At 59.0% G+C, this 13254-nt stretch carries 16 protein-coding genes; all 16 read left to right on the top strand.

Features of this window, described 5'->3' with window-relative positions:
• Positions 1-9: 9 nt before the first annotated feature.
• Entirely contained in the window at positions 10-192 is a 183-nt protein-coding gene (rpmF, locus tag PMI18_RS08265) for a 50S ribosomal protein L32 (protein ID WP_003179396.1), read from the top strand.
• Positions 193-196: 4 nt separating this feature from the next.
• A complete protein-coding gene (plsX, locus tag PMI18_RS08270) occupies positions 197-1207 on the top strand; it encodes a phosphate acyltransferase PlsX (protein WP_081499880.1) in 1011 nt (336 codons plus the stop codon).
• A 125-nt stretch (positions 1208-1332) separates the two neighbouring features.
• Positions 1333-2271 carry an ACP S-malonyltransferase gene (gene fabD, locus PMI18_RS08275; RefSeq protein WP_007904008.1) on the top strand — a complete coding sequence of 313 codons (939 nt, stop codon included), beginning with the start codon at positions 1333-1335 and terminating at the stop codon, positions 2269-2271.
• Positions 2272-2287: 16 nt separating this feature from the next.
• Positions 2288-3031, top strand: coding sequence for a 3-oxoacyl-ACP reductase FabG (gene fabG / locus PMI18_RS08280; protein ID WP_007904007.1), 744 nt, complete (start codon positions 2288-2290; stop codon positions 3029-3031).
• Positions 3032-3222: 191 nt separating this feature from the next.
• Positions 3223-3459: an acyl carrier protein gene (gene acpP / locus PMI18_RS08285; protein ID WP_003175607.1), complete on the top strand. Its 237-nt coding sequence runs from the start codon at positions 3223-3225 to the stop codon at positions 3457-3459.
• Between the two features lie 108 nt (positions 3460-3567).
• Complete coding sequence (fabF, locus tag PMI18_RS08290) at positions 3568-4812, top strand: beta-ketoacyl-ACP synthase II (RefSeq protein WP_007904000.1); 1245 nt, start codon at positions 3568-3570, stop codon at positions 4810-4812.
• Positions 4812-5627, top strand: a complete 816-nt coding sequence (pabC, locus tag PMI18_RS08295) for an aminodeoxychorismate lyase (protein ID WP_007903998.1) — start codon at positions 4812-4814, stop codon at positions 5625-5627. Before fabF ends, pabC begins: the two co-directional genes overlap by 1 nt.
• A 3-nt stretch (positions 5628-5630) precedes the next feature.
• Positions 5631-6869 (top strand): endolytic transglycosylase MltG, encoded by a 1239-nt coding sequence (mltG, locus tag PMI18_RS08300; RefSeq protein ID WP_007903996.1) that lies wholly within the window; start codon positions 5631-5633, stop codon positions 6867-6869.
• Positions 6870-6888: 19 nt separating this feature from the next.
• Positions 6889-7521 carry a dTMP kinase gene (gene tmk, locus PMI18_RS08305; protein WP_007903994.1) on the top strand — a complete coding sequence of 211 codons (633 nt, stop codon included), beginning with the start codon at positions 6889-6891 and terminating at the stop codon, positions 7519-7521.
• Positions 7514-8500 (top strand): DNA polymerase III subunit delta', encoded by a 987-nt coding sequence (locus tag PMI18_RS08310; RefSeq protein ID WP_007903987.1) that lies wholly within the window; start codon positions 7514-7516, stop codon positions 8498-8500. Before tmk ends, PMI18_RS08310 begins: the two co-directional genes overlap by 8 nt.
• A gap of 43 nt (positions 8501-8543) precedes the next feature.
• Positions 8544-8900: a PilZ domain-containing protein gene (locus PMI18_RS08315; protein WP_007903986.1), complete on the top strand. Its 357-nt coding sequence runs from the start codon at positions 8544-8546 to the stop codon at positions 8898-8900.
• Between the two features lie 14 nt (positions 8901-8914).
• Complete coding sequence (locus PMI18_RS08320; protein WP_007903985.1) at positions 8915-9706, top strand: TatD family hydrolase; 792 nt, start codon at positions 8915-8917, stop codon at positions 9704-9706.
• A 394-nt stretch (positions 9707-10100) separates the two neighbouring features.
• Positions 10101-10739 (top strand): TetR/AcrR family transcriptional regulator, encoded by a 639-nt coding sequence (locus tag PMI18_RS08325; RefSeq protein WP_007903981.1) that lies wholly within the window; start codon positions 10101-10103, stop codon positions 10737-10739.
• A gap of 139 nt (positions 10740-10878) precedes the next feature.
• On the top strand, positions 10879-11847 hold the full coding sequence (locus tag PMI18_RS08330) for a GTP 3',8-cyclase MoaA (protein WP_007903977.1): 969 nt from the start codon (positions 10879-10881) through the stop codon (positions 11845-11847).
• Between the two features lie 192 nt (positions 11848-12039).
• A complete protein-coding gene (locus PMI18_RS08335; protein ID WP_007903975.1) occupies positions 12040-12645 on the top strand; it encodes a DUF4823 domain-containing protein in 606 nt (201 codons plus the stop codon).
• Positions 12646-12661: 16 nt separating this feature from the next.
• Complete coding sequence (locus PMI18_RS08340) at positions 12662-13222, top strand: DUF1285 domain-containing protein (protein ID WP_007903972.1); 561 nt, start codon at positions 12662-12664, stop codon at positions 13220-13222.
• Positions 13223-13254 lie beyond the last annotated feature (32 nt).

Genomic DNA, 13254 nt, shown 5'->3' with positions numbered 1-13254 from the left:
TAATCAATTATGGCTGTTCAGCAGAACAAAAAATCCCGCTCTGCCCGTGACATGCGTCGTTCGCACGACGCTCTCGAGGCTAGCACCCTGTCTGTAGAAAAAACCACCGGTGAAGTTCACCTGCGTCACCACGTATCGCCAGAAGGCGTATACCGTGGCCGTAAAGTGATCGACAAGGGCGCTGACGAGTAATCACTTGTCCGCTCAAGTCATCGCGATTGACGCAATGGGCGGGGACTTCGGTCCCCGCAGCATTGTTCAGGCCAGCCTTGCTTGTCTGTCTGCTACACCCTCGCTGCACCTGATCCTCGTCGGTCAACCCTCCCTTCTTGAAGAACTGCTCGCCAGCCAATCGGCTGTGGATCGCGCGCGCCTGTCGATTGCGCCGGCGTCCGAAGTTATCACCATGGACGAAAAACCTGCGCAGGCCTTGCGTGGCAAGCCTGACTCGTCGATGCGTGTGGCGCTGGAGTTGTTGCGCGATGGCAAGGCTCAGGCCTGTGTCAGTGCCGGCAATACCGGTGCCCTGATGGCGTTGTCGCGGTTTGTGCTCAAGACCTTGCCGGGCATCGATCGGCCGGCAATGATTGCGGCCATTCCGACACAGAAGGGCTACTGCCAGTTGCTCGATCTGGGTGCCAACGTCGATTGCAGTGCCGAGCACTTGTTGCAGTTTGCAGTGATGGGCTCGGTCGCGGCAGAGACCCTGGGCATCGTTCGCCCGAGGGTCGCATTGCTGAACATCGGCACCGAAGACATCAAGGGCAATCAGCAGGTCAAGCTGGCGGCCACCTTGTTGCAGAGTGCTCGTGGCATCAACTACATCGGGTTTGTCGAGGGTGATGGCTTATACCGTGGCGAAGCGGATGTGGTGGTGTGTGACGGCTTTGTCGGCAATATCCTGCTCAAGTCCAGCGAAGGCCTGGCGACCATGATTGCCGGGCGCATTGAGGCGTTGTTCAAGAAAAATTTCGCGTCGAAAGTAGTGGGCGCACTGGCGCTGCCGCTGATGAAACGCTTGCAGGCCGAGCTGGCGCCGGCACGACATAACGGCGCAAGTTTCCTCGGTTTGCAGGGAATTGTCGTGAAAAGCCACGGTTCGGCGGGGGTGCAGGGTTTTCAGAGTGCGATTCAGCGCGCGTTGATCGAGATCCAGGAAAACTTGCCTGAACGGCTCCATGGGCGCCTGGAAGATTTGTTGCCTTAGGCGTTTTCGTCGGACAATGCTTAAATGTGACCGCTCAGTTCAATGGGCCATCCAACTGTGAGTTTCTTGCGTTCCACAAACGGGACGTCAATTCTCCGACGACAAGATCATTAGGGGCTTGTTACATGTCTGCTTCCCTCGCATTCGTCTTTCCAGGACAGGGTTCGCAGTCCCTCGGCATGCTGGCCGAGTTGGGCGCGCAACATCCGGTGGTCCTCGAAACATTCAAAGAAGCTTCCGATGCTCTGGGTTACGACCTGTGGGCACTGACCCAGCAAGGGCCGGAAGAACAACTCAATCAAACCGATAAAACCCAGCCGGCCATTCTGACCGCCTCGATCGCCTTGTGGCGCCTGTGGCTGGCTGAAGGCGGCGCGCGTCCGGCTTACGTTGCCGGTCACAGCCTGGGCGAATACAGCGCCTTGGTGGCTGCAGGCAGTCTGAGTCTGGGCGATGCCGTGAAACTGGTAGAGCGTCGCGGTCAGTTGATGCAGGAGGCTGTTCCGGCCGGGCAGGGCGGCATGGCTGCAATCCTGGGTCTGGAAGATGCCGACGTGCTGGCCGCCTGTGCCGAAGCGGCGCAAGGCGAAGTGGTGAGTGCGGTCAACTTCAACTCCCCGGGCCAGGTAGTGATCGCTGGCGCCAAGGCGGCGGTCGAGCGCGCCATCGAAGGCTGCAAGGCACGTGGCGCCAAGCGCGCCATGCCATTGCCGGTCAGCGTGCCGTCTCACTGCGAATTGATGCGTCCGGCCGCCGAGCGGTTCGCCGAGTCGATCGCAGCGATCGACTGGCAGGCGCCGCAGATCCCTGTGGTACAGAACGTCAGCGCCAACGTGCCGGCCGATCTGGAAACCCTCAAGCGCGATCTGCTTGAACAGCTCTACAAGCCTGTACGCTGGGTCGAGTCGATCCAGGCGCTGGCGGCCAAGGGCGCGACTGAGCTGGTCGAATGCGGCCCTGGCAAAGTACTTGCCGGTTTGAACAAACGTTGCGCTGAAGGCGTGTCGACCTCTAACCTCAATACCCCAGACGCTTTCGCTGCCGCCCGTGCAGCGCTGGCCTGAACAAGGAGAAGCTTGCATGAGTCTGCAAGGTAAAGTTGCACTGGTTACTGGTGCCAGCCGTGGTATCGGCCAGGCTATCGCTCTGGAATTGGGTCGTCAGGGTGCCATTGTTGTCGGCACCGCGACTTCCGCTTCGGGGGCCGAGCGTATCGCTGCGACCCTGAAAGAAAATGGTATTCAGGGCACTGGTCTGGAACTCAATGTCACCAGCGATGAGTCCGTAGCGGCCGTGCTGGCGAGCATTCAGGAGCAATTCGGTGCGCCGGCGATCCTGGTCAATAATGCCGGTATCACCCGCGATAACCTGATGATGCGCATGAAAGACGACGAATGGCATGACGTTGTCGATACCAACCTGAACAGCTTGTTCCGCCTGTCCAAGGGCGTTTTGCGCGGCATGACCAAAGCCCGTTGGGGACGAATTATCAGTATTGGTTCGGTTGTGGGTGCCATGGGCAACGCAGGCCAAGTAAACTACGCTGCCGCCAAGGCCGGTCTGGAAGGTTTCAGCCGTGCACTGGCGCGTGAAGTCGGTTCTCGTTCGATTACGGTAAACTCGGTGACCCCTGGGTTCATTGACACCGATATGACCCGTGAACTGCCCGAGGCGCAGCGTGAAGCTATGCAGACGCAGATTCCGCTGGGTCGTCTGGGGCAAGCTCAAGAGATCGCGTCTGTGGTCGCTTTTCTTGCATCCGACGGTGCGGCTTACGTTACTGGGGCTACAATCCCGGTGAACGGCGGGATGTACATGAGTTAAATGTGACGGATTGCTTCAAAAAAATGTCATACGAGCTGTCTAAAATCCGTTATAAAGCTGCAATCTATTTATAGACAGAGGGTCGTCGGGTTTGAGGAGTGAAGCTTTCAGTTGAAAAACTGAAAAGTCTTTCTATACACTTACCCACCGGCCAGCTGCCTGAATTTGTCCATTAGGAGTGAAAACAAGGTATGAGCACCATCGAAGAGCGCGTCAAGAAAATCGTTGCTGAGCAACTGGGCGTTAAAGAAGAAGAAGTGGTCAACACTGCTTCCTTCGTTGAAGACCTGGGTGCCGACTCCCTTGACACTGTTGAGCTGGTGATGGCTCTGGAAGAGGAATTCGAGACCGAAATCCCTGACGAAGAAGCTGAGAAGATCACTACTGTACAAGCAGCAATCGACTACGTTACCAGCCACCAGGCGTAATAGTTTTTAGTCGTCGCTCGCTGTCATGGAAAAACCGCACTGCCATCATGGCGTGCGGTTTTTTCTTTAGGCCTGATGCAAAGTCGTCATTTGAAAAAGGAGAGTGCTGTGTCGCGTAGACGCGTCGTAGTCACCGGTATGGGTATGTTGTCGCCACTGGGCACGGATGTGCCGAGCAGCTGGCAGGGCATTCTGGCTGGCCGCAGTGGCATTGGTCTGATCGAACACACCGACCTTTCTGCCTATTCCACCCGTTTTGGCGGCTCGGTAAAGGGCTTCAATGTCGAGGAATACCTGTCGGTCAAGGAAGCTCGCAAACTCGACCTGTTCATTCAATATGGTCTGGCTGCAGGTTTTCAAGCCGTGCGTAACGCAGGCCTTGAGGTCACCGACGCCAATCGCGAGCGGATCGGCGTGGCCATGGGTTCGGGTATTGGCGGTCTGACCAATATCGAAGACACCAGCCGCACGCTGCATGATTCCGGCCCACGACGGATTTCTCCGTTTTTCGTGCCTGGCTCGATCATCAATATGATTTCCGGTTTCCTGTCCATCCATCTGGGGGCACAGGGACCTAACTACGCCATCGCCACCGCGTGTACTACCGGTACACACTGCATCGGCATGGCGGCACGCAACATCATGTACGACGAAGCCGACGTCATGATTGCCGGCGGTGCCGAGATGGCCGCGTGTGGTCTGGGCATGGGCGGCTTCGGTGCCTCCCGCGCACTGTCGACCCGCAACGACGAGCCGACCCGCGCCAGCCGTCCATGGGACAAGGGCCGTGATGGCTTCGTGCTGTCCGACGGCGCCGGCGCACTGGTTCTCGAAGAACTGGAGCACGCCAAGGCTCGTGGCGCGACCATCTACGCCGAGCTGATCGGCTTCGGCACCAGTGGCGATGCTTACCACATGACCTCGCCACCGGCCGATGGCGCGGGTGCTGCACGTTGCATCACCAATGCCTTGCGCGATGCGAAGATCAATAGCGATCAGGTTCAGTACATCAACGCCCACGGCACCTCGACCTCGGCGGGCGACCTCGCCGAAGCCTGTGCGATCAAATCCGTGTTCGGTGATCACGCCTACAAGCTGGCGGTCAGTTCGACCAAGTCCATGACCGGTCACCTGTTGGGTGCGGCGGGCGCGGTCGAGGCGATTTTCAGCGTCCTGGCAATCAACAGCCAGGTAGCACCGCCGACCATCAACCTCGATGAGCCGGACGAAGGCTGCGACCTCGACTTCGTACCCCACACCGCGCGGGGCATGGATATCGACGTGGTGCTGTCCAATTCCTTCGGATTTGGCGGTACCAATGGCTCGCTGGTGTTCCGCCGGTTCGCTGACTGATGGATAGCTGGGTCGACGGTCAACCGGCTGACGCTTTGTCGCTGAAGGATCGCGGCCTGGCTTACGGTGACGGTCTGTTCGAAACCGTTGCGGTCAAGGGCGGGCAGCCGCTGCTGCTGGATCGACATCTGTCGCGTCTGGCGGAGGGGTGTTCGCGCTTGGCGATTGCCGCTGATCATCAACTGATCCGTGCAGAGCTGCTGGCCTATGCCGCCGCGCTGGGCGAGGGCGTGCTCAAACTCATCCTCACCCGCGGCGACAGCCTGCGCGGTTACGCCGTCGATCCCTCTGCTCAGGCTCGGCGCATTCTGCAAGGCAATCCTCCTGCTGCTTATCCGGCTGTTCATGCGGAGCAGGGCGTTCGTCTGTTTCCTTGTGCGACACGTCTTTCCAAACAACCATTGCTCGCCGGTCTCAAGCATTTGAATCGTCTGGAGCAGGTCATTGCCCGTTCCGAATGGCAGGACACCGAGCATGCCGAAGGCTTGATGCTGGATCAGGTCGGGCGGGTGATCGAAGGTGTGTTCAGTAATCTGTTCCTGGTGCGCGATGGTGTACTGGTAACCGCCAATCTCAAACGCTGTGGCGTGGCGGGCGTGATGCGCGCCGAATTATTGTTTCAAGCCAAGTCATTGGGGATTCCCACGCAAATCACCGATATCACCCTCGAGCAGCTGCAATGGGCTGACGAGGTCTTTGTCTGCAACAGCGTGTATGGCGTTTGGCCGGTGCGCGCCTATGCCGCACTGAGCTGGCCGGTTGGGCCGCTCACCCGTAAACTCCAAACCATTGCTCGTGCGCTACTGGATGCTTGATTCGTGAGACGTAAATTCTTGCTGCTGCTGGAAACCGGATTGGTTCTGGCGGGGCTGTTGGCGGGCGCTTGCGCCTGGAAAATCGATTCGGCGCTGGAACAGCCGCTGAACATCGCCCAGGAAGAGCTGCTGGAAGTGCCCAAAGGCACTACGCCAAACCGCACTTTCCTGCGACTTGAAGCTGATGGCGTCATCAAGGACGCTTTCTGGCTGCGTGTGTATTGGCGCTTCAATCTGGCAGGGCAACCGCTGCACAGCGGCGAATACCGCATGGTGCCCGGTATGACAGTCAACGGGCTGATCGACCTGTGGAAACGTGGAGAAATGGTGCAGTACAGCCTGACGCTGGTCGAAGGCTGGAATTTTCATCAGGTTCGCGCGGCCCTGGCCAAGGATGAAAAACTCGAGCAGACCCTCAACGGTCTGAGCGACAGCCAAGTGATGGACAAGCTGGGGCACAGCGGGATTTTCCCCGAAGGGCGATTCTTTCCCGACACCTATCGTTTCGTGCGCGGCATGACCGACGCCGATCTGCTCAAGAAAGCTTACGACCGACTGGATGAGGTCCTCCTCAAGGAATGGAATCAGCGTTCTGCCGACGTTCCCTACAAGGACCCCTATCAGGCGCTGATCATGGCCTCGCTGGTGGAAAAGGAAACCGGTGTGCCGCAGGAGCGTCGGCAGATTGCCGGCGTGTTCGTGCGGCGCATGGAGATGGGCATGCTGTTGCAGACCGATCCGACCGTGATTTATGGTCTGGGTGACCGTTACAACGGCAAGTTGACCCGCGCTCATCTCAAGGAACCGACGCCCTATAACACTTACATGATTGCTGGCCTGCCGCCGACGCCGATTGCGATGGTGGGCCGCGAAGCGATCCATGCGGCGCTGAATCCGGCGAACGGCAACAGCCTGTATTTTGTCGCGCGCGGTGATGGCAGCCACGTGTTCTCCGATGATCTGGACGCCCACAACAATGCGGTGCGCGAGTTCCAGATCAATCGACGAGCCGATTACCGCTCCAGCCCTGCGCCGGCTGTTGCGCCGCCGATCGAGGATGCCCAGGCACCAATTCCGGCGGCTTCGCCCAACGTCGCGCCCGAAGGCCTGCCGCCAGTAATGCCGCAAGACTCCGTACAAGACTCGGAACAAGACTCGGAACAAGAGCCGGAACAAGAGCCGGAACAAGAACCCGCGCCAGCACCCGAAGCGGATGCGCCCGCGCCGCAAAGCCCGCAATGACTCTGACTAAGGACTGCCTGTGACTGGCTTGTTTATTACCCTGGAAGGCCCGGAAGGTGCCGGCAAGAGCACCAATCGCGAATACCTGGCCGAACGTCTGCGCGCTGCCGGGATCGAGGTGGTGTTGACCCGGGAACCCGGTGGCACGCCCTTGGCCGAACGGATCCGTGACGTGCTGTTGGCGCCGGTCGATGAGGTCATGAACCCCGACACCGAGCTGCTGTTGGTATTCGCCGCGCGAGCCCAGCATCTGGCCGAAGTGATCCGCCCGGCGCTGGCCCGTGGTGCGGTGGTTTTGTGCGATCGCTTTACCGATTCGACTTATGCCTATCAGGGCGGTGGTCGCGGTTTGTCGCAGGAGCGCATCGCGACCCTCGAAACGTTCGTCCAGGGCGATCTGCGCCCGGACTTGACGCTGATCTTCGATCTGCCTGTGGAAGTGGGTCTGGCCCGCGCCAGTGCCCGCGGTCGCCTGGATCGGTTCGAGCTCGAAGGCCGAGCGTTTTTTGATGCGGTGCGCACGGCCTTCCTCAAGCGTGCCAAAGCGGATCCTGCGCGTTATGTCTTGGTAGATGCCGCTCAGCCGCTGGCGCAGGTTCAGCAATCCCTGGATACCTTGTTGCCACGCCTGCTGGAGTTGACCCGTGGCTGAAGTCTATCCGTGGCAGGACAGTCTCTGGCAGCAATTGGCGGGCCGTGCCCAGCACGCCCATGCCTATTTGCTGCATGGCCCGGCCGGGATCGGCAAGCGCGCGCTGGCCGAGCGTCTGATGGCCCATTTGTTGTGTCAGCGCCCGACCGCCCAAGACGCCTGCGGCGAGTGCAAATCGTGTCTTCTGCTGAAGGCCGGCAGTCACCCCGACAACTACATCCTGGAGCCGGAAGAGGCAGACAAAGCGATCAAGGTCGATCAGGTGCGTGATCTGGTCAGCTTCGTGGTTCAGACCGCGCAGATGGGCGGTCGCAAAGTGGTGCTGATCGAGCCAGTCGAATCGATGAACATCAACGCCGCCAACGCCTTGCTGAAAAGCCTTGAAGAACCGTCCGGCGATACCATATTGCTGTTGGTCAGCCACCAGACCAGCCGTCTGCTGGCAACCATCAAGAGCCGTTGCGTGCAGCAGGCCTGTCCGTTGCCAAGCGAAGCCATGAGTCTGGCTTGGCTGGCTAGCGCTTTGCCGGACTGTTCGGAAGAAGAGCGCGTTGAACTGCTGACCCTCGCCGCCGGTTCGCCATTGGCCGCGGTCAAATTGCAGGCACAGGGCGTGCGTGAACAGCGGGCGCTGGTGGTCGAGGGTGTGAAGAAGCTGCTCAAGCAGCAGCAATCGCCGACGCAACTGGCCGAGGAATGGAAAACCATTCCCATGTTGCTGCTGTTCGACTGGTTCTGCGATTGGTCGAGCCTGATTCTGCGTTATCAATTGACTCAGGATGAAGCAGGGCTGGGGTTGGCGGACATGCGCAAAGTGATTCAATACCTGGCGCAGAAATCCGCTCAGGACAAGGTCCTGAATATCCAGGACTGGATCCTCGCCCAGCGCCAGAAAGTGATGAGCAAAGCCAACCTCAATCCGGCATTGTTGCTGGAGGCACTGCTAGTGCAATGGGTATCTTTGCCTACCCCAAAGTGACCGTCTGCCACTAGACTCTGATCATCAGACAGTGGAGGTCAACATGAACGAACCCGTCAGTCCGGGGCCGCGCAATGGCATTTTGTCCTTGACCATCAAGGACAGGGCCGTGCTCTACGCGGCCTACATGCCGTTCATCAAGAACGGTGGCCTGTTTATCCCGACCAACAAAAGCTACAAGTTGGGCGATGAGGTTTTCATGTTGCTGCACCTGATGGATGAACCGGAAAAGATTCCGGTCGCCGGCAAAGTCACCTGGATCACCCCCAAAGGTGCCCAGGGCAACCGTGCCGCCGGAGTTGGCGTGCAATTCAACGAAGGCGACGACACCGCGCGCAGTCGAATCGAAACCCATCTGGCCGGAGCCCTGAAGTCCGACCGTCCCACTCATACGATGTAAGTTGCAGCCCTTTTATGCTCGTAGATTCCCATTGTCACCTTGATCGCCTCGACCTCACCGCCCACGACAGCTCCCTGGATGCTGCGCTCGATGCGGCCCGTGAGCGCGGGGTAGGGCACTTTCTGTGCATTGGCGTCAGCGCCGATAATGCCGCCGACGTCAAAGCGCTGGCCGAACGTTACGACGATGTCGACTGTTCGGTCGGCGTGCATCCACTCGATGTGCAGCCGGGTGCCGCGCCAGCGCTGGATTGGCTGTTGCGCGAACTCAATCATCCGCGAGTGGTGGCGATCGGTGAAACCGGCCTGGATTATCACTACGAGCCGGAAGCGGCAGCGTTGCAGCAGGAATCGTTCCGTTTGCACCTGCAAGCAGCTCAACAGACCGGCAAGCCGGTGATCATCCATACCCGTGGCGCGCGGGCCGATACCCTTGAGCTGCTACGCGAGGCGGCACTGCCTCAGGCGGGCGTGCTGCATTGCTTTACCGAAGACTGGGAGATGGCCAAGGCTGCGCTGGACATGGGGTATTACATTTCCTTGTCCGGTATTGTCACTTTTCGCAATGCCGATGCGCTGCGGGATGTGGCCGGCAAAGTGCCGGCTGACCGGTTGCTGGTGGAAACCGACTCGCCGTACCTGGCGCCGATCCCTTATCGCGGCAAACCGAACCTGCCGCAATACGTGCGTGAGGTAGCGGAATTTCTGGCCATGTTGCGAGGTGAGTCCTACGAACAATTTGCCGAGCAAACCACCGAGAATTTCAAGCGGTTATTTCCGTTGGCGCACGTCAGGGCATCGGCGTAACGGCGGAAAAGATCGCAGCCTTCGGCAGCTCCTAGGGGGCTTTGGCCGCTGAATCGCAGGCAAAAAAAACCCGGGTTCTGGGGGGTGAATCCGGGTTAAGACCATTAGGAGTAAAACAAAGGCACGCAATCCTTTGGTACCTTCATCGGCGCGACACTTGGGGGAGATGCCTCGCCGACAGTTGAAGTATTGATCAGTATTGCGCCGAGTCCAGTTTAGCTGGTCGGGTTTTTAAACAAATTTGGAATACGCGCGCTTCGGTTGAGTTCTCATCAACCGGCGAGGTTGCGCGAATTCATCAAGAAACACATATATGGTCGGATGATCCGTGCATTTTGGCGTAAGTTAGGCATAATACGCGGCTTCGAATTTTGACCCCTACAGACCTTTTCTTATGCATAAAGAACCTCGTAAGGTCCGTGAGTTTCGTCGCCGCGAGCAAGAAATTCTCGATACCGCGCTCAAGCTGTTCCTCGAACAAGGTGAAGACAGCGTCACCGTCGAGATGATTGCTGATGCCGTCGGTATCGGCAAAGGCACGATCTACAAGCACTTCAAATCCAAGGCAGAGATCTATCTGCGCCTGATGCTCGATTACGAGCGCGATTTGAACGAGCTGTTGCATTCCGCCGATGTCGATAAGGACAAGGAAGCCCTGTCCCGGGCCTACTTCGAATTCCGCATGCGCGATCCGCAACGCTACCGGTTGTTCGATCGCCTGGAAGAAAAGGTGGTCAAGGGCAACCAGGTGCCGGAGATGGTCGAGGAACTGCACAAGATCCGCGCCTCGAACTTCGAACGCCTGACCCTGCTGATCAAGGGCCGGATCAGCGAAGGCAAGCTCGAAGACGTGCCGCCTTACTTCCATTACTGCGCGGCCTGGGCGCTGGTGCACGGCGCCGTGGCGCTGTATCACTCGCCGTTCTGGAGCAACGTGCTGGAAGATCAGGAAGGTTTCTTCCAGTTCCTGATGGACATCGGCGTGCGCATGGGCAACAAGCGCAAGCGCGATACCGACACGCCGAGCAACTGAACCCGTCAGTTGTCTTGTTGCGCCATGATTTAGCTACATGGCGCAGTACCGCAGGAATATACTCAGGCATAGGGCTTGCTAAAACTTGATTTGTGAGTCAAGTTTTGCGTGTTCGAATCTTCTTTCGCCGGAGTGATCCATGATCGTTGACCGTCAAGGCAGGCGTTTTCGCAATTTGCGGATCAGTCTGACCTCAGCTTGTAACTACGCTTGTACCTACTGCGTGCCCAACGGCAAGCGGCTGGTGGCTGCGCAGGATGAGTTGTCGGCCGAGGCCATGGCACGCGGCGTGGCCTATCTGATCGAAGCTGCGGGCATCGAGCGCTTGCGCATTACCGGTGGCGAGCCATTGGTCAGTCCCAAGCTCGAAGCCTTCATGACCGCCGTCGGGCAGATGGGCCTGGAGGACATCAGCCTGACCACCAATGGTCAGTTGCTGGCGAAGAAGCTGCCGCTACTGGTGGATGCCGGTATTCGACGCATCAACGTTTCCCTCGATACCCTGGATGCCAGCGCTTTTCGCAGCATTGCGCGCGGCGGTGATCTGGCGACCGTCCTCGACGGCATGAACCAGGCCGCTGCGGCCGGCATGAAGATCAAGGTCAATATGGTGCCGCTGCGTGGGCAGAACCTCGATCAGGTAATGCCATTGCTCGACTACTGCCTGGAGCGCGGTTACGAGTTGCGTTTCATCGAGTTGATGCGCATGGGCCACCTGGCCAGCGACTCCAACGCCTTCCTGCAGCAGTTCGTCAGCCTTCAGCAGTTGCTGAGCCTGATCGGCGAGCGCTACGAGTACCTTCAGGCCGATGCGCCGGTCGATGCCACGGCGGTGCGTTACCAGATTCCAGGGCTGGGCCACTTCGGCGTGATCGCCAACGAAAGCGTTCCGTTTTGTCGCACTTGTTCGCGTCTACGCTTGTCGTCCACGGGGTGGCTGCATGGCTGCCTGTCGTCAAGCAATCGCCACTATGTCGGCGACCTGCTGGACAAGCCTCGTCACCAGGCGCTACCGGCCTTGCAGCGACTGCTGGTCAAAGCCTTGGGCGACAAACAGGAAGTGGCGTTCTCCGGTGGCGCGACCATCATGAAAATCATCGGCGGCTGATCGGGCCTCTTCGCGGGCAAGCCTCGCTCCTACAGGTTACACACATGACCCGTAGGAGCGAGGCTTGCCCGCGAAAGCTATCTTTCGGTTCCCCAAAAACACCTGACACATCCCCCTGTACATTGAGCTGGCGCGGAAGCTGCATCCCATGGCCATTCGCCGGTTTTCCGTCACCGGCCTCTGGAGGGTAGGATGCGTAGCCTGGTTTTGCTGCTGGCCGTTTTGGCGCTTGGTGGCTGCATGAATGTCAGTGATATGGCCGAAGGGACTCGCTACCACATGAGCGACGCGGGCCTGCTGGACCACAGCGACAGCCGTCGCGTGAATAATTTCCGCATTCAGCCGGACTCGTTCATCTACATCGCCCAAGGTGCCTTCGTGCCGCCGGGCAATGCCTACCCGCGCCCTAACGTGGTGGCCGAGGAGGCCTTCAACGGCTTTATCGAATATTTCCCGATGGTCCGCCGCGCCCGCGCGCCGGAAGGCCTCGACGCTGCCATGGGCGAAGCCCGTGCCGCCGGCGCCCATTACCTGCTTTACACCCGTTTTGCCAAGGCCGACGACCGCATCGGCAACTCGGACGAATGGCTCGACCAGGAACACGTGGATCGCCTCGGAATCGACAACGGCGTCATTCAGATCATGTTGATCGAGACCAGCACCCAGTATTTGATCGATACTGCACGTATCAAGAGTCGTGGCGGTTTACTGACGTTCCACGACAACAAGCCAGAAGACTTGCTGGGCCCGCCGCTGGAGCAATACGCTCGTAGCCTGCTGGGGCTCAGCGACCAGTAATTCAAAGGAGAACGCCATGAGTGGCCCGCAAAAAGCCAACGACCTGTTGGGGCAAATCCCCAAAACCAAAGGCTTGCCGCCGGTCCACTTGTGGAACCCCGACTTCTGCGGCGACATCGACATGCGCATCGCCCGCGACGGCACCTGGTATTACCTGGGCACGCCAATCGGGCGCAAGCCGATGGTCAAGCTGTTCTCCACCATCATTCGCCGCGACGGCGATGATTACTTCCTGATTACCCCGGTCGAAAAGGTTGGCATCAAGGTCGACGATGCGCCGTTCGTGGCGATTGCCGTGGAGGTCGAAGGGGAGGGTGAAGCCCAGGTCTTGCGCTTTACCACCAACGTCGATGAAACGGCCGATGCCGGCGCCGAGCACCCTATGCGCGTGGTGATCGATCCGGTGACTCAGGAACCCGCGCCGTACGTGCATGTGCGCACCAATCTTGAAGCGTTGATCCACCGCAACGTGTTCTACCAACTGGTGGAGCTGGCGGTGAGCCGTGAGATCGACGGGCAGCGTTGGCTGGGCGTGTGGAGCGGTGGTGAATTCTTCCCTGTCGGGCTTGAGCCGTAAGGGGCTGAGCGCTGGAAAAGAAACGGCCCGTT

It is taken from the genome of Pseudomonas sp. GM102, assembly GCF_000282555.1.
In the GTDB taxonomy this organism is placed as follows: domain Bacteria; phylum Pseudomonadota; class Gammaproteobacteria; order Pseudomonadales; family Pseudomonadaceae; genus Aquipseudomonas.
This window is presented reverse-complemented; position numbering and strand designations above follow the sequence as displayed.